The following is a 17,280-nucleotide window of genomic DNA, read 5'->3' as shown; positions in this document are numbered from 1 at the left end:
TTCCACAGTTTGATGGTCTTGTCAGCACTAGCAGAAGCCAAGGTTTTGCCATCTGGACTAATCGCAACGCTATTGACAAAACTGCTATGCCCAGTGAGGGTGGCAATGACTTCTTTGCTTTGCAGGTTCCACAGTTTGATGGTCTTGTCAGCACTAGCAGAAGCCAAGGTTTTGCCATCTGGACTAATCGCAACGCTATTGACCGCACTGCTATACCTAGTCAGGGTTTTGATGTTTTTTTGGGTTTGCAGGTTCCACAGTTTGATGGTGTTGTCACCGCTAGCAGAAGCCAAGGTTTTGCCATCTGGACTAATCGCAACGCTATTGACAAAACTGCTATGCCCAGTGAGGCTGGCAATGACTTCTTTGCTTTGCAGGTTCCACAGTTTGATTGTCTTGTCAGCACTAGCAGAAGCCAAGGTTTTGCCATCTAGACTCCATGCGACGCTATTGACAAAACTGCTATGCCCGCTGAGGGTCGTGAATTCTTTTTGGGTTTGTAGGTTCCACAGTTTGATTGTCTTGTCAGCACTAGCAGAAGCCAAGGTTTTGCCATCTGGACTCCATGCGACGCTATTGACAAAACTGCTATGCCCGCTGAGGGTAGCGAGTTCTTTTTGGGTTTGTAGGTTCCACAGTTTGATGGTCTTGTCAGCGCTAGCAGAAGCCAATGTCTTGCCATCTGGACTCCATGCGACGTTATTGACTGCACTGCTATGTCCAGTGAGGGTTTTGATGTTTTTTTGGGTTTGCAGGTTCCACAGTTTGATGGTGTTGTCAGCGCTAGCAGAAGCCAATGTCTTGCCATCTGGACTAAAAGCGATGCTAGTGACCTCATTCCTATGTCCAGTGAGGGTAGCGATCGGTTTTCCGGTTTGCAGGTTCCACAGTTTGATGGTATTGTCAGCGCTAGCAGAAGCCAAAGTTAAGCCATCTGGACTAAAAGCGACGCTTCTGACCAAAAGGCTATGCCCAGTGAGGGTAGCGATCGGTTTTCCGGTTTGCAGGTTCCACAGTTTGATGGTGTTGTCACCGCTAGCAGAAGCCAATGTCTTGCCATCTGGACTCCATGCGACGCTAAATACGGAATTGCTATATCCTTCTAAACTATTACGCTCTTTTACTTCGGAAACTGCTTGTTGCAGCGCACCCATCACTTGTCCTTTGATGTCTTTTTTCGTGTCGGCTGAAGCCTCTAGTTGTTTGAATCCTTGGCCTGCCTTCAATGCTTCCAGCAGTGCTTGAAATGTCAGTCCAGAAATAAATGATTGATTGGAAAAAGCACTTTCCTGGATGGTATTTGATAAATTATTAGCTTGAGTGACTTGCTTCCCGGCAAAAATAGTTGCCCCAGTTGCAATTAAGATAGCCGCCACAGCAAAAACAGAGGTTCCAATTGTAATCCCTCGTGCTTTTTGCTGTGCCTTAGTTAGCGTCTGATTCGCTTCAGTCAAAAGTTGATTAGCTTGTCTCTGAGCTTCTAAATCTCGTTGAACTTCCCGTTGTTGTAATTCCCGACTGGCATTTAAAAAATGATAATCTAAATCGCTCAAGCTTTTGCCTGCCGCCCAAGTTTGAGCATCTTGCAACGCCTGACCCCGCAACAGTCGCGATTCATCTTGGCAATCAGAATCTTCCCAAGCGTTAAAATTTTCGCTGTAGGGACGGAGATTAGCTAATTGTTTTTCTATCCAATCAGAATTAAAAACACATTTATAAATTTGGTTATAGACTTTAAGTTTACCAGATTGCTTAACTACCAAACCTGTTAAACGGAGTTCCATTTGTTCGGCACTATCATCAGCCGCAATCTCATTCTCTTGCAAAATTTGCTGATATAGTCCCAGCAACCGACTAGCAATTTGTTTGCTGTGTAAGATGCGATCTCGAATCGTCTTCAAATGCTCTGGTTCATCCTGCTCTTCCCAATTTTGAATCACCTTCTCTCGTACTATATTCGCTACCCAATTGGCATAAGTTTCAATAGGATATGTATTTAGATTAACTCGAAGTAATTTACAAACTTTCTGCGTTAAAAATGGTTGTCCACCTGTCCAATATAATACGGCTTCTAGCAACGCCTGAGCATTTTCTGCTTGAGTTTCTAACCCAACTGCCAAAGGTTGTGCTTCTGATAATTGAAAACCCGTTAACTCAATAGCCCGCCCGATATTAAAGGGAGTGCGAAGGTAATTACTAATTAAATCTGAAGGTGTTGATACTCCAATCAAAGCAAAAGTTAGGCGGTTATATTCTGGTTTATCTGCACGCTGGTTAAAACAATCGCGAATAAGTGCAAAAAAGTCATCTATATCAAATGCTAAAGCCAAAACGCTATCAATTTCATCAACAAAGACTACGATATTTTTATCGATCAATTCTAGCAATATCTCTCTAATAAAAGTGCTGAAACGTTGGACAGGAGACAGCAATTCGTTACTTGTCCACCATTCGTAAGAATCAAAACGATCGTACAATTCAAAACTATTTACCAGGGAGTCAATAATTCCAAAATACCACTCTTGAGGAGTAATATCTGACGTGCCAATTGACGTGATATCAACGGCAGCACAGGCACATCCTTCTTGCTGCAATCTCGCCATTGTCTGCACCCGCAAGCTAGATTTCCCCATCTGTCGCGAGTTGAGGACGTAACAAAACTCTCCCGCCTTTAATCCTTCATAAAAATCTCGGTCAGCTTGTCTCCTAACATAAGTAGGCGCATCAATCGGTAAGCTACCACCAACTTGATATTCGTAATTTAGATCGGGTTTGTCATTCATTAACGAACTCTCAAAAATTAAATTATTTAAAAAAGTACGTTGTTGCGCTTTAGCGCCAGATTTAGCGCTAAAGCGCAACAACGTACAAATTAATGAACTCCCAAGCGGTCTTTAAAATATAGGCGGCAGAGATTGCACAGAGGAATCACATCATTACCTCGCAACTTCACTAAACCCCTACTGCGAAGTTTAAACGCTAGCTCGGCTTCTAATCGTACCGGAACCGAACTAGCAATTACTTGTTTCATTGCTGCTTCCAAATTTGGATCGGCAGTGAGATGAATTAAATGATGACGTAAATGATCGCCGTAAATTCCTTCTTCAGTCGGTGCACTTTGTAAAAATTCCTCTAAGGTTAAACAACCGCGAGCAATTTCATAAAGGGCTTTTCTTAACAGATAAGGATGCCCGTCTACCATTCCAATCAGTTGTTCTATCTGACTGGCAGACCAATTCAGTTGATGTTTTTGTACTAACTCAACAATTTGTTGATGGTTAAATTCTGGTAACTCAATTGATAAACCTACATTAAATGGCGACTGGTTGATGTTGAGGGGAATATAAACTTCTTTGGAATGGGAAATTACTAAACGTAGTTTTTTCCAAGCGGGTTCGTTTTTTGCTTTTTCATGCCACGCCCGCAGTAAACCAAAGAATTCCTGCGCTACTTGGGGATATTGAAAAACTCGATCGACTTCATCCAATCCTAACGTTAATGGTGTAGTAATTGTTGCTAACAGGTAGCGCTGAAAATAGTTGCCGCATTTTTGTTTGCTACCCATCCCTTGTTTCCAATAGTCTGCTACTCGATCTTCTAAATTTAGTTGATTAGTAATATCAACACAAAGCCATTGCAACAACTGATCGAGATTGCTAATAAAATTACCATCAGCAGATTGAAAGTTTAAATAGGCAGTTTGATGTCCCTGTTCTCTTGAATGGTGTAAAATGCGCTGTAATAAAGAAGTCTTCCCCATTTTACGGGGTGATTTCACTCGGATCAAAGCGCCAGGTTTAGCAATAGTTTGGTAGCAGTCTGATTCCAGGGGAGGACGATCGATATATAGGGGGGAATCGAAACTAACAGAACCTTCTGGGTTATCTAAATTGGCGAGAAAAACGGCAGGCGAGACTAGCGATGGCACATTTGCCACCGCAGAGGACGACTCCTCAAGTATATTGTCAATAGCAGGAACGATCGCTTGTTCTGCTGTCTCTAAGTCAGCAAAATCTAACTTCTTCTTTAAAACTGGAGTGAGTTCTTCCGGGATACCTGCCATACTGATGCTAACGCAGCCTGACTTATAAGCAAACTCTATAGATTCCCCGGCTGCCAGTGCGTCATAAAATCCTACGGCGAAATTTCTGGCGGCATTATCTCCCACCGCTTGCTTCATACCAATAACATAGGGAATATGACGTGCGATCGCAGCCGCTTGTACGTCCGAATAGCAGGCGTTGAGTACCACGCATTCTACCCGATCCATAAACAGCTCGAACAAACTTGCTAAAGCTTTTGCATTTACCAGTTTAATCTTTCCTGTCTCATCCTCTAGAGCTAAACCCTCCTCTCCCACACCATGACCGGAAAAATGGACAATCTCTGGTTTATAATCGAGTACAGCTCGCTGCATATCTCGTGGCGTTACCGCCCACTGTTGCTCAAGTTGAAATTTTTCACGCTTTTTAGAGCGTTGCAACCCATCGGCAATTTCCTTAACCTCTTCACCTAAACGCAAAACCGTAGAGTTCTTAGGGTTCGCTGCTAAAAACAAGATCGTTTTTTTCTTTCTTGGGGAACTACTCATAAATCCGACTTTGACTAAAGGTGATTCGCTATTACTCCCTTTGGGCCCCAAGAATATCTAGTGAAGAGGACAAGGCTTTGCTGCGGGCTTTTATAGATATTGGCTCGCGATCGCCCAGACAAGATATTATTGTTTTTTCATGCCGATCTACTTACTAGATTAAGTTTACCAGCTCTACGGGAATATACTGTATCATGTCACGTAAATTAACCACCATTATTGTAGCTGCGGGTTCACGCGCGATCGGCAATATCAGCCATAACACCCGTAAACCCGATTCTATTGGGAACTTTTAAGCTCGAAAATCCCCCAAAGCTTTCAATGCAAATTGCGGCAAAGCTAACATCCTGCGCCACCGCCAAGGTTCTTGATAAAGTCGGTACAACCATTCTAAATGATTGTTGCAAAACCAAGCCGGCGCGCGGTCTTTTGTTCCCGCCCAAATATCAAAACTGCCACCAACTCCCACCCAAATTGACTGAGGACAAAGGTGTCGGTGTTCGGCAATCCAAAACTCTTGGCGTGGCACTCCTAAGCCTACAAAAATCAGTTTTGGCTGCATTTTTTTGAGGCTTTCACGGAAGTCTTTCTCTTCATCTGCGGAAAGATAACCGTGTTGAGAAGCGATCGACAATCCGTTAACCTTTTGTTGCCAATTTTCTGCCGCCGCAGCCGCCACTCCTGGGGAACCTCCAAAGAAAAATAGTGGTTCCGAATCAGGCAATTTTCCGGCTTGTTGCAGCAGCGATTCTGCTAATTCAATCCCCGGATAGCGCTGTGCCGGTTTGCCACGCAACCGCAAGTACAGCACCACTCCCGAACCGTCGGGAATCACCAGTTCCGCTTTGCGAATTACATCTGCTAAAGCCTGATTTTGCTCGGCTTGCATTGCCATTTCAGCATTCAAAGTCACCACGTGACTTCCTAATCCTTGATGCAGGCGCTCCATCAGCCAACCTGCATAATCATCTAATATGTGAACTGGTAGTCCCAGCACTGAAAATTGCGGGCGCGATCGATCCATATTTTTTTCTTTGAGATTCCTACACACCTAGTTATTTAAATTATCTTAGATTGGCGATCGACGCTAGAGCAGTTTTGGTCGCAAAAAACCCGGTTTGTGCCACCAATAGTCTGTTAAGTCATCGTTCGGTGGCCCAGAAACCGGTTTTTTTGTAAGCGACGGGTCGCGCAAGTTTATTAGAGTTTGCCAGCCAAGTGCGATCGAGCATTAGTGTTCGATTTTTTTAACAGAGCCGTCTGCGTACCATTCCATCGGTACTAGCTCAATTTTACCATTGATTTTCACTGTAGAGTAGACAACTTTTACGAAAGGAACGCTGTTGTTATTGTGGTTGTGGGTAGACATGGCAATTACCTTTTTGTGTTTGGATAACTTGAGAAATGATCTAATCTCTGATATATTTAAAAGTCTATTCACCCCAATTCGGCTCGCATCAGGAAAAACAAGGAAAACGAAATGGCGATCGCAAAAACCCAGCGGCAAACCAGGTTAGATTATTACTACCAGCAAATCAAAAACATCATCCTCAAGCGCCAAAATCCAATTACTGGTTTGCTGCCGGCGAGTACCGCCGTTAACGCCCACGGCGACTACACCGATGCCTGGGTGCGTGACAACGTGTACAGCATTCTCGCGGTTTGGGGTTTAGGTTTAGCTTACCGCAAAATTGATGGCGATCAGGGCAGGACATTTGAACTCGAACACAGCACAGTCAAACTGATGCGCGGATTGCTGTTTGCGATGATGCAGCAATCGAGCAAAGTAGAACATTTTAAAAATACTCAGTCACCCCTAGATGCCCTGCACGCTAAATACAATACTCAAACTGGAGGTATTGTTGTCGGCGATGACCAATGGGGACATTTACAGTTAGACGCTACATCTATATTCTTATTAATTCTTGCTCAAATGACGGCTTCCGGGCTGCACGTAATTTTTACAATAGATGAAGTCAATTTTGTGCAAAATTTAGTTTACTACATCGGTAGAGCCTACCGCACTCCGGATTACGGAATTTGGGAAAGAGGCCATAAAATTAATCGCGGCAATGCAGAATTGAACGCCAGTTCAGTTGGAATGGCCAAAGCAGCGCTGGAAGCAATAAATGGGTTGGATTTGTTCGGTATTCAAGGTTCTCAAGCGTCAGTTATTCACGTTTTGCCCGACGAAATTGCCAGAAGTCGCATAACTTTGGAATCGCTTTTGCCTCGCGAATCTAGTTCAAAAGAAGTAGATGCAGCTTTATTGAGCGTGATTAGTTTTCCGGCTTTTGCTGTGGAAGATCGAGAATTAATAGAACGGACTCGAAATAAGATTATTGACAAATTGCAAGGAAAATACGGCTGCAAGCGGTTTCTGCGGGACGGACACCAAACAGTGTTGGAAGATGCCGATCGCCTGCACTACGAACCCACAGAATTAAGGCAGTTCGAGCACATTGAATGCGAGTGGCCGCTATTTTTCACTTATTTATTGTTGGACGGCATATTTCAGGGAAATCATGCCCAAGTGCAGGAGTACCAGCAGCGTTTGGAATCTCTAGCAGTCGATCGCTCTGGTTTGCCACTACTACCCGAATTGTACTACGTCCCCGCCGAAAATATAGAAGCAGAAAAGCTCAATCCCCGCAGCCAGCAGCGCTTACCCAATGAAAATATTCCCCTCGTTTGGGCGCAAAGTTTGTATTTTCTCGGTCAATTGCTGAACGAAGGATTAATCGCAGTTGGCGACATCGACCCGCTGGGAAGGCACCTGTCAGTGGGCCAACACAGAGAACCTTTAGTGCAAATTGCACTGTTAGCTGAAGACGAAGATTTGCAAGCAGAATTAGCCGCTAACGGCATTGCCGCGCAAACCCCAAAACAGGTAGAACCTATTCAAGTCCGCCAGACTAAAGAATTATCAGCTATTTACACGCAAATTGGACGCAACGACCAATTAGGCTTAACCGGCCGCCCCGTGCGCCGTCTGCGGAGTTTAACAACTTCTCGGGTGTTTAAAATTCGCGAAGAGGCGATCGTATTTCTCCCCTCATTTTTGAACAGACAAGAGTTTTACTTAACTTTAGATTACCATTTTTTAGTAGCTCAAATCAAGAGCGAAATAGCTCACATTCACCGCCACTGGTATCAGTTGGGACGCCCTACGGTAACGCTGATGCTGACTCACACGATGCTGGAAACCGGGCGGGAAGCGCTGTTAGAATTAATGAAGGAATTCCGGGATGGACACTGTAACAACACGCCAGTTAAACTCGGAAATATTAAGCAGTTAATGCTGACCGCTGGCACCGAAAGAATTGATTTTATGCACGATTTTGAATTCACAGAATCTCCGGTGACAGGTGCAGTAGAAACCAGAAGCTATCTAACTTACAATCCTGAAAAAACTTGGCCGTTGGGTCACACGCAAGAATTTAAATTAGAGTGCGAAACTAATACTCAATTCTTGCTAACTAGCCTGCGCGATTCAGAAAACTTGTACGAACAAATTGAGTTGCTGCACACGTTAGTTAGACTCAAAGGATTAAATTTTGATACAGGATTTGGAGGGGCGCAAGAAACAGTTAAAGTTGTGGATTTACTCAACGAAGTTTATATAAAAGCTGGAGAAAGTTCGCAATCAAAAATCCAATGGGCAGTCATCCGCCATGCCGCAGGTTTGCTGGACAAGGTTGATATCAGCTTGTCCGATGCGGTGACAGACATTTTGGTGCGACAAAAGCAGATTGCTGTGGGTAAAGCCTACAGCGAAGATTCGATAATTTCGCGCCCTGGTTCTTATACGGAAGTGATGGACAAAATTCGCCAATTCTGCGGAGAAGACATTCGCGATCGAGTTCTAACTCAAGAAGTTCTCATCTACCTTGGCCTGCTAATTAAAGCCGAACCGCAGTTATTTAAAGGCCTGCTGACGCTAAGAGTTAGCTACTTTATTTTGCTGCTGACTAGCGAGTTTGCCCGCGAATTGGGAGTTACGCAAAATGAAGCTTACGAACATTTAATGCAGCTAAGTCCCTTTGAAATCAAAAATCGCCTGCGCCAAGTGTTGACGGAATACGAGGAAATGAATCAAATCCTCAAACAGCAAGAATCCCTGCGCGTCAAACAGCCGGAAAAAGATATTAAATGGGTAGTAGCGCCAGTTTCTGAAGAACCCACAATGCCTGGGGGAGGATGGCGTCGGAAGCGGCAAATGGAAGGTACTGTCAATCGCGTACCGAAGGATTTTTATCCGAGTGTTTGGGGACTGCTGCGGCACTGCAAAGGCTTGATAATTGGCGACAAATTAGAGCGGCGCAATCGGTTAGATAGCCATATCATTTTATCGGAAATGACCCCGGGCGAAAAGAATTTTGCGCTACAAATCGAGCATTTGCTGAATAAAATAGTCGCCCCGGAATACCGACAAGTCAATATTGAGGCGCTGATGGAGTTGGCTGCGATCGCCCAGCGCAACCCAGAATTGCAAGTAGAAGAATACATCGTTTTAGATGTATTAGTCGGTCACGCGGTGCGGCTGAATTGGCAAGGAAAACACCCGGAAAGAGCGGATAAATACGACGAAGATAAAGCGGCGGCTTGGCAAGCTTTTTACAATACTTCGCCTTACGTTTGCGCGAGTCACGTACTCGATGCTTTCCGGTTCTTGACGAAGTTTGGATAGATAGAGTGCGGGTGGTTAATACAAGTCTCGATCGACCTTTTTGTAGTAACGACTTCCGTCCTTTCTTTGCCAACTCATCAGCAAGGGCTAAAGTCCTAACTACAAAGTTATTACATTTTTGCAACAAGTAAAGTAAACTGAATATTGGCAGTAAAATAATGTCAGCTATTAGCTCAATTACACGCGCCATCATCAAAGCATACTTAGAAGTTTTCATCGAAAACCTTGTCAATCAATACAGAGGACGGCTAATACCGAAACTTGATATTCCAGCAGCATATTTATCATGCAAATCTTCTAAAGGTCAATTGAAACCGTTTCAGGCTGCTATTATGCCCTCAGAGTTGCTGCGGATTAACGAGTTTGAAAGAGGTTTCAGCAGCAGCTTGGGCACAACTTATGAAGAATGTGCAAAACTCATTGCTTTGGAACATCACCAAGAAGCAAGCAGAAGCTATGAAATTTCTGGCGAAGTTAGCATAGAGGCTATCCATGAAATTGAGCGTCAGATAGCGCTATTTGAGCAGTCAGCAGACAAAAATGAAAATAAACCTGCTTTTGAAGAAATGATAGAAGCTGTTCTTGAGGCTCAAAAAACTAACCATTTAGTTACGCGATCGGTCAAAGTCAAAGCAGATTTGTACGTGCTATCTCATGACGGGAGAAAATTTTTCTTTGAAATTAAAGGATCGAAACCCAACAAAGGACAATGCTTGGAGGTAATTCAACGACTGCTGAGATATCATTTACTGTGCGGACTGTCTCGGCCCGATGCTCAATCTTATTATGCTATGGCTTACAATCCTTACGGGCCAAATCGTTCAGATTTTCAATGGCCAGTGGCAAGGAAGTACACGCCCTTTGAACAAGCTGTCATTATGGGACATGAGTTTTGGAATATTATAGGGGGAGAGACTGCTTACGAAGAACTTTTGGATATATATCAAGAAGTTGGGCGGGAGAAGGGTAAGTATATGCTTGATGCTCTTGCTTTTGGATTTTAGTAAATTACGAATTTCTTCTCAGCTTTCTCTTTTCATTTAAGTAATATTTAAAGCAGAGTCTAGGAGAAATAAAAGTGTCAGAGCAACTTCATGAATTATTAGCATTTGTTTTAGAAAAAGAAGTAGGAGTGCCAGCCAGCAAGTCTCGCTCTTTCGCCAGTCACTTTGCGGAGTTAGAAGAATTTTTTAACTTAGAAGCCGCAACACTCAGAAACGGCATCAGCAGCATCTCTGGCAAAAGACTGCTCAGATTTACTCCCGATGAGATTGAACGCATTTTAGCATTTATATCTTCAGGCCAACTGTCGCTGCAACTTACTATCGCTGAAAATTTTTTAGCCAGCATTTGTCGAGATTTTACTGGGCGACAGCTAGTTATGGTTGAAAATTTGACTTTAGGGAAAATTCATCCCAACCCATTTTTAATTAGGGCGTTAAATCTGGACACTCCCGAAGAAGTTGTTAGGCTTAATGTTTATATGACTGCTACTAGGTCTATTGTCACTTCAATGGGATTTTTTATTCAAAAACTATTGATATCTTGCTCTGAAAGTGCAGAAAGTCCACCGGAAGAGTCAGGATGGGACGCAATTAAAACTACCAGTGATGGCGAGAAATTCTGGATACAGGTAAAAAGCGGCCCGAATGATATAGATAAAGGCCAGATAGTATATTGGGCTGCCAAAATTGAGGAAAAAATTCAGGAGGGCGATCGCGCTTATATTGGTATAGCTTACGGCAAAAGAACTAATAAAACTGTAACACTTGGTTTGCTGAAGCAAATTTTGCCCAATTCGGAAATGATCACTTTAATAGGTCGAGAACTGTGGGATTTTGTCAGTGAAGATACTGATTTTACTGTAAATTTGTTTGAAGTTTTGCGTCAATCTGCCAGTCAAGTTTTAGCACAAAGTTCTATTGCTGATGCTATAGAAAGGTGTAGCGATCGACTAATCGCTGAATTTATCGGAAAGTACGGTGAGGGAAGTCAAGGTGTTTTTAACTATATAGCAGATATATTTTGATTTACAGCTTTGCAGTAGCGCCCAAACGCTACTGCAAACCCCAAACTACAAAACCCCTTTAGAACTCGGAATCCGACTGGCGCGCCTCGGATCGATTTCCACCGCCATCCGCAGAGCTCGCGCAAATGCCTTAAACGCCGCTTCCACAATGTGATGAGAATTCCCGCCCTGCAACTGTCGAATGTGCAGTGTCATTTGAGTGTGGTTCACCACCGCCGAAAAAAACTCTTTCACTAATTCGGTATCGTAAGTGCCGATCCGCTGGTTGGGAATTTCCAAGCTGTAACTTAAGTGAGGGCGTCCCGAAAAGTCTAGCACTACTTCAATTAAAGCTTCATCCAAAGGTGCGATGAAATGTCCGAAGCGAGAAATGCCCGATCGATCCCCGACAGCTTTTGCTAGGGCTTGGCCCAAGGTAATTCCCACATCTTCGTTTGTGTGGTGGTCGTCAATCTCCAAATCCCCGATCGCCTGCACATCCAAATCGATCAATCCGTGAGAAGCAATCTGGTGCAACATATGGTCTAAAAACGGAATCCCCGTAGACGCCTTGCAAGTTCCCACACCGTCGAGATTGAGGCTAGCAGTGACATCCGTTTCCAGTGTCGTGCGTTTCACCAAGGCGGCCCTACCTGGTTGAACTGAACTTGCAGGAGGAAGAGAAGGGCGATCGATTATCTCCATAATTCGCAATTGGTCATTCATTAGTTATTGATAATTAGTAATATCATGTCCGATCGAGCGATTAAAAGGGCGGGTTTTTGATATTGTCAATTATTGGCAGATATTTTTCGTGAACCCGCCCCTACCGTATTAGGGGTAATCGACCGGACATAATATAATTGAAGATTACAGCTTGATCAGCGCTGATTCTCAAGTGTTTAGTTAAGAGAATTATGCAAAACTCAAAACTCTCGAAAGGGGCGGCTTTTGCATAAAACTTACTTGTTAAAGTTAAAGTTTATTGTCTAAGCCCGCCCCTACATAACTCAAAACTCTCGACTACCGTTACATTCCCATGATTTCGTAACCGGCATCGACATACAAAACTTGACCCGTAATTCCGCTAGCGAGATTGCTGCACAGAAAAGCCGCAGCATTTCCCACTTCCTGCTGAGTCACCGTCCGCCGCAGCGGGGCCACTTCCTCAACGTGGTGGATCATGTCCAGAATACCGCCAACTGCTGACGAAGCCAGAGTCCGAATCGGGCCAGAAGAAATCGCATTTACCCGAATATTTAACGGGCCCAGTTCAGCAGCCAGATAACGAACATTCATTTCCAAAGCCGCCTTAGCAATTCCCATCACATTATAATTAGGAACTACCCGGACGCCGCCCAAGTAAGTCAGGGTCACAATACTGCCGCCCTCGGCCATCAGGGGTTTAGCAGCAGCACAAAGCCGCACCAGCGAGTAAGCGCTAATATCCAAAGCATTGGAGAAACCTTGGCGCGAAGTGTTGGTGAAGTCTCCCGAAAGTTCGTCCTTGCCAGCAAAAGCCAGACAGTGGATCAGGACATCTAACTTGCCCCACTTGTCGGCGATAGTTTGAAAAGTAGACTCAATTTCGCTCTCGTCTTGGACATTGCAGGGCAAATACAGACTGGGATTGAGCGGTTCCACCAGTTCAGCGACTTTGCGCTCGTGCTTGCCTTTCTCGTCCTTCAAATAAGTTATGCCGAGGTTGGCCCCAGCTTTGTGGAGCTGCTGAGCGATGCCCCAGGCGATCGAGCGATTGTTGGCAATGCCCGTAACAAGAGCATTTTTTCCGGTCAAATCTATCATCTGTATTTCTTCTAGAAGCAACTTGCACCGTTCTCATTGGCTCTCTGCGACAACCCCGCCAGTTTAGACACAACTGATTCAGCTTTAACTGATTCAGACACAATTGAGACACAATTGAGACACAATTGATATTAATTTTGCTGTGGAGCTACATGGGGGCGGAATTGAAAAAGTTAAGAGAAGGGCTAGATTTAATCATACAGTGCGTGTTTACCTTAACATTAGATGGAAGTAACAGAATCCTTGGATATTGGAGGTTGGGCAGTATATTTACTCAATAAGGTTAATCGGCAAGTTATAAAGTATTGATTAGTACAAAGGATCTAGTCGTGACGCATGATAGACCGCTAGCAGCCGTGTTCCGCCAAATCAGCGGCGGGGCGTTTCCACCCATTGTGGAAACCTTTGAACGGGGCAAGACAATTTTTTTCCCTGGAGACCCGGCTGAGCGCGTCTACGTTCTCATTAGAGGTGCTGTGAAGCTCTCCAGGGTTTACGAAGCAGGGGAAGAAATTACAGTCGCCCTCCTGCGCGAAAATAGCGTATTTGGGGTGCTGTCTCTGATTACGGGACACCGATCGGACAGGTTTTACCACGCGGTAGCCTTTACGCCGGTGGAATTGATCTCGCTGCCGATCGAACAAGTCGAGAAAGCGCTCAAGGAAGACCCGGAATTGTCGATGGTGATGCTGCGGGGACTGTCGTCTCGGATTTTGCAAACCGAGATGATGATTGAAACGCTGGCGCACCGAGATATGGGTTCGAGACTTGTCAGCTTTTTGCTGATTCTGTGCCGGGATTTTGGCGTGCCCGGTACAGAGGGGATTACGATAGATTTGAAGCTGTCCCACCAGGCGATCGCCGAAGCGATCGGCTCGACGCGGGTAACTGTGACTCGTTTGCTGGGGGATCTCAGACAAGAAACCATGATCTCGATCCACAAGAAAAAGATCACAGTCCACAACCCGGTGGCCCTAAGCCAGCAATTCACTTGATGCCGAGAAAGTATAGGATTTTGGATTTTGGATTTTAGATTCAATCCAAAATCCAAAATCCAAAATCTAAAATCGGAATGACTGCTGGATACATCCTGGTATTTGTAATTTTAGTGTTGGGGGGTGTGATCGCCACTGTCAGCGATCGCCTTGGGACGAAAGTCGGCAAGGCAAGGTTGAGCTTGTTCAAACTTCGCCCCCGCGATACTGCTGTTGTTGTGACAGTAATGGCCGGCAGCATCCTGTCAGCACTGACTCTGGGTATTTTGTTTGCGACTAGCAAGCCGCTGCGAACCGGGGTTTTTCAAATAGACGAGATTCAAAAAAGGCTCAACCAAGCCCGCAGAGAACTCAAAGAAACCACTCAAGAAAAAAATCGAGTTGAAACTGAATTAAATGGAGCCAAAACCGCTCAAGCGCAAGCTAAATCCAAATTAGAGCAAATTAATCAATCCCTCCAAGCAGCTAATGCCGAGCAAGCTCGGACGCAAACAAAATTAAACTCGCTGCGGGCTCAGCTTAACAGCGTGCAAGCAGCCAAGTCTAAAACTGAACAGCAGTTAAGTCAGGTAGAAGCGGCTAAATCCCAGACAGAAGCACAGCTCAGCAGTGTGGAAGCGGCTAAATCCCGCACCGAAGAACAATTGAAACTGGTTGAAACGATCCGATCGAATACACAAGCTCAGCTCGATCGCACCGAGAACCAATTGAAAACAGTTTCTGCTCAAAAAACGACTTTAGGAGCGGAAATCGCCCAACTGCAAGAGGAACGCCAACAATTAATCGAGCAGGTAAAAACTCAAATTGCCCAGCGCGATCGAGAAATTGCCAAGCGAGAGAGAGAAATTGCCAGGCGAGACGCAGAAATTGTCGATCGCAACGAACTAATTGCCCAGCGGGACAAGGAAATTGCTCAGCGGATGCAAAATCTGGCTGAGCGCGATCGAACTATTATCGAGCGCGACAAAGTAATTGCCGAGAGGGAAGCACTCCTAGAAACCTTGGCACAGCAACAAGCTCAACTCGAACAGCAACAAACTGTCTTGCAGCAACAAGTGCAAATTTTGGAACGCGATTTTCAGGCAATCCGCGAGGGTACTGTTGCCATCAGGCGCGGTCAAATTTTAGCTGCTGGCGTGGTTCGCATTACCGATCCCGGTACGGCAAGCCGCGCGATCGATCGACTCTTGCAAGAAGCAAATAAAACCACCGTCGAACTGATGCAGCCGGAAAATAAGAAGGCTAAAGAGCAGGTTATTCAAATTACTAAAGCAGAAATCGATCAACTAATTAGTCAGGTTAAAGACGGTCAAGATTACGTGGTGCGGATTGTCGCCGGCGCTAATTACCTGCGGGAAGAAAAGCTAATTAAGGTATTTGCAGAAGCAGAAATCAATCGAGTTGTGTTCCGCGCTGGAGATGTGATTGCAGGGGTTGCTGTCGATCCCGTGACTTTGACCGACGAACAGGTGCGGCAGCAGTTGCTGCAATTGATAGAAGCTTGTCAATTTCGCGCTCGCCTGATCGGTGTTGTCGGCGGTAGAGTTCAAGTGGCAGACAATGAGATTGAAACTTTCGCTGGTTTTATCGAGCGATTGCAGCAGTACGAGAAACCGCTGGACGTTCAGGCGATCGCCACTGATGTCACTTACATCGCCGGCCCGCTTAAAATAGATTTAGTTGCTCGTGAAAACGGAGTCGTTGTTTTCCGCACCGGACAACAAACACAAAACCCAGGAGATTTGAAAATTAAAAAATAATTTGCGTAATTAATAATAGGTAACTGGCTATGATTTTAGGTTTCGATCCAGGCAAAGACAAATGCGGCATAGCTGTAATGGGTAGAGATAAGAAGGTCTGCTACCATCAAGTTGTGCAGTCGGAAGCAGCGATATCTACTATTCAATCTTTGTGCGAACAGTTTCCCATTGAGTTATTAGTGATGGGAGATCAAACGACTTCTAAGAGTTGGAAACAAAAACTGACGCAGAGTTTGTCGTCGCAGATCGAAATTGTTCGGGTTGACGAGAGGTTCAGCAGTTTGGAAGCCAAGGAACGCTACTGGGAAATGTACCCTCCGACCGGACTTTCTCGCTTGATTCCCCAGGGGATGCGGACTCCGCCACGGCCGGTAGATGATATTGTGGCGATCGTCCTAATTCAGAGGTATTTAAACAAAAGTTAGTCAATTTTATAAGCGTTACCACTGATTCTCTTTGATTATTAAGGAAGCAATATGTTTTTGCGGATATTGAATTTTTAACTTAAATAAAATACACCCTAAATTTAGTTAATTTCTCATTAAATAACAGTTAGTGTTACTTGATGACAGCTTCGGTCAAAATTACCTTACCATTCTGCCGGACTTGCAGGCGTTCTGGGTTAATCGAATAGATAATATTGCCGTTAGTCGCTTCATAAGTTCCGTCGTCACCTGTCGTTACTTGCATGACATTGATTTGGCTGCCATTTATTTTGCTGAGGCCTCGGTAAAAAATATCGCCTTCCTGGGTTTTGCAAATGTATATAGAAAAGTTGGGCGTTGCGAAAAATTGCACCATTTCGGCCCTCGGACATCCCTCAACTTGAGCAATTTGCAGCGGTTGATTATTGCCCAAAGTGTTGGGTGCGATCGCCCGAACTTTGTCAATCGGTTGATTTAGTGCAGTTGCTTCTGCTGAGGCAGTTAAAAAGCAGATCGCACTAATGCCTGCCATAACTAGAACTACTCCTTTAATGCCCTTAACTCTATCTTTATAAAACATCTGGTCACTCCTGGTTTTAACTATATAATTACATCTTAAGCGATCTTTGCTGGATATTAATAATATTTAATCTCAGAGGTGAGAGGTGCAGGGAAAACGGTACACCGTCGGTTTAAGTAAGGTGCGAACTGTGCACCTACACCAGTGAAAATACATAAGTATGTCAATGCGATCGCAGGAAAGCAATCTCTTGCATTTAGGACATTTTTAAGGTTTTATGACTTCTTCACGCTGATCTGAGAAACCGGGTTTCTTCATATATTTCTCCTTACTAAACCTTTGATTTTCCTAGAAACCTGGTTTCTAGACGCCCAGGCGATCGCGAACTGACTCTGTTATATCAATTCCGGTTGCATTGGAATGATTAGTGCGATTCGTTGAAACGTAAATCACGGTGAAAGCCCGTACATAGCGTTTCCAGCCAC

At 44.5% G+C, this 17,280-nt stretch carries 13 protein-coding genes; 6 read left to right on the top strand and 7 right to left on the bottom strand.

Annotated features, from left to right (window positions below):
- The 4 genes from QUA43_RS29650 to QUA43_RS29635 all read right to left on the bottom strand — a co-directional run.
- The coding region (locus tag QUA43_RS29650) for a WD40 domain-containing protein (protein WP_333379230.1) at positions 1 to 2,783 on the bottom strand (2,783 nt) is incomplete at its 3' end.
- Positions 2,784 to 2,872: 89 nt separating this feature from the next.
- Positions 2,873 to 4,591, bottom strand: coding sequence for an AAA-like domain-containing protein (locus tag QUA43_RS29645; protein WP_333379229.1), 1,719 nt, complete (start codon positions 4,589 to 4,591; stop codon positions 2,873 to 2,875).
- Positions 4,592 to 4,883: 292 nt separating this feature from the next.
- Positions 4,884 to 5,615, bottom strand: a complete 732-nt coding sequence (locus tag QUA43_RS29640) for a WecB/TagA/CpsF family glycosyltransferase (RefSeq protein WP_333379227.1) — start codon at positions 5,613 to 5,615, stop codon at positions 4,884 to 4,886.
- Between the two features lie 207 nt (positions 5,616 to 5,822).
- Positions 5,823 to 5,960, bottom strand: coding sequence for a hypothetical protein (locus QUA43_RS29635; RefSeq protein ID WP_015178876.1), 138 nt, complete (start codon positions 5,958 to 5,960; stop codon positions 5,823 to 5,825).
- 111 nt (positions 5,961 to 6,071) lie between these two features.
- On the opposite strand from QUA43_RS29635, the gene QUA43_RS29630 reads away from it, so the two are divergent.
- The 3 genes from QUA43_RS29630 (at position 6,072) to QUA43_RS29620 (ending at position 11,310) form a co-directional block, all read left to right on the top strand.
- Positions 6,072 to 9,281 (top strand): glycoside hydrolase family 15 protein, encoded by a 3,210-nt coding sequence (locus tag QUA43_RS29630; RefSeq protein ID WP_333379225.1) that lies wholly within the window; start codon positions 6,072 to 6,074, stop codon positions 9,279 to 9,281.
- A gap of 158 nt (positions 9,282 to 9,439) precedes the next feature.
- Positions 9,440 to 10,285 (top strand): TdeIII family type II restriction endonuclease, encoded by an 846-nt coding sequence (locus QUA43_RS29625; RefSeq protein WP_333145976.1) that lies wholly within the window; start codon positions 9,440 to 9,442, stop codon positions 10,283 to 10,285.
- 74 nt (positions 10,286 to 10,359) lie between these two features.
- A complete protein-coding gene (locus QUA43_RS29620) occupies positions 10,360 to 11,310 on the top strand; it encodes a PmeII family type II restriction endonuclease (protein ID WP_333379223.1) in 951 nt (316 codons plus the stop codon).
- 45 nt (positions 11,311 to 11,355) lie between these two features.
- Here QUA43_RS29620 and hisB read toward each other — a convergent pair whose 3' ends face one another.
- Together hisB and fabI are read right to left on the bottom strand one after the other, a co-directional pair.
- Positions 11,356 to 11,994 (bottom strand): imidazoleglycerol-phosphate dehydratase HisB, encoded by a 639-nt coding sequence (gene hisB / locus QUA43_RS29615; protein ID WP_333379232.1) that lies wholly within the window; start codon positions 11,992 to 11,994, stop codon positions 11,356 to 11,358.
- A 324-nt stretch (positions 11,995 to 12,318) separates the two neighbouring features.
- On the bottom strand, positions 12,319 to 13,095 hold the full coding sequence (gene fabI, locus QUA43_RS29610) for an enoyl-ACP reductase FabI (RefSeq protein ID WP_006634022.1): 777 nt from the start codon (positions 13,093 to 13,095) through the stop codon (positions 12,319 to 12,321).
- 329 nt (positions 13,096 to 13,424) lie between these two features.
- Between fabI and ntcA the strand changes: the two genes are divergently transcribed.
- The 3 genes from ntcA (at position 13,425) to QUA43_RS29595 (ending at position 16,275) form a co-directional block, all read left to right on the top strand.
- Positions 13,425 to 14,090, top strand: coding sequence for a global nitrogen regulator NtcA (gene ntcA, locus QUA43_RS29605; protein WP_006634020.1), 666 nt, complete (start codon positions 13,425 to 13,427; stop codon positions 14,088 to 14,090).
- A 77-nt stretch (positions 14,091 to 14,167) separates the two neighbouring features.
- A complete protein-coding gene (locus QUA43_RS29600; RefSeq protein WP_333379221.1) occupies positions 14,168 to 15,850 on the top strand; it encodes a DUF3084 domain-containing protein in 1,683 nt (560 codons plus the stop codon).
- A 29-nt stretch (positions 15,851 to 15,879) separates the two neighbouring features.
- Positions 15,880 to 16,275 carry a pre-16S rRNA-processing nuclease YqgF gene (locus tag QUA43_RS29595; protein ID WP_333379219.1) on the top strand — a complete coding sequence of 132 codons (396 nt, stop codon included), beginning with the start codon at positions 15,880 to 15,882 and terminating at the stop codon, positions 16,273 to 16,275.
- Positions 16,276 to 16,408: 133 nt separating this feature from the next.
- Here the strand turns inward: QUA43_RS29595 and QUA43_RS29590 are convergent, their stop codons facing one another.
- Complete coding sequence (locus tag QUA43_RS29590; protein WP_333379218.1) at positions 16,409 to 16,855, bottom strand: hypothetical protein; 447 nt, start codon at positions 16,853 to 16,855, stop codon at positions 16,409 to 16,411.
- Positions 16,856 to 17,280: the final 425 nt, after the last annotated feature.

Origin of the sequence: Microcoleus sp. N9_B4, assembly GCF_036701635.1 — a bacterium.
GTDB lineage: Bacteria > Cyanobacteriota > Cyanobacteriia > Cyanobacteriales > Microcoleaceae > Microcoleus.
Note: the sequence above shows the minus strand (reverse complement) of the source record. Positions and strands in the feature narration are given on the sequence as shown.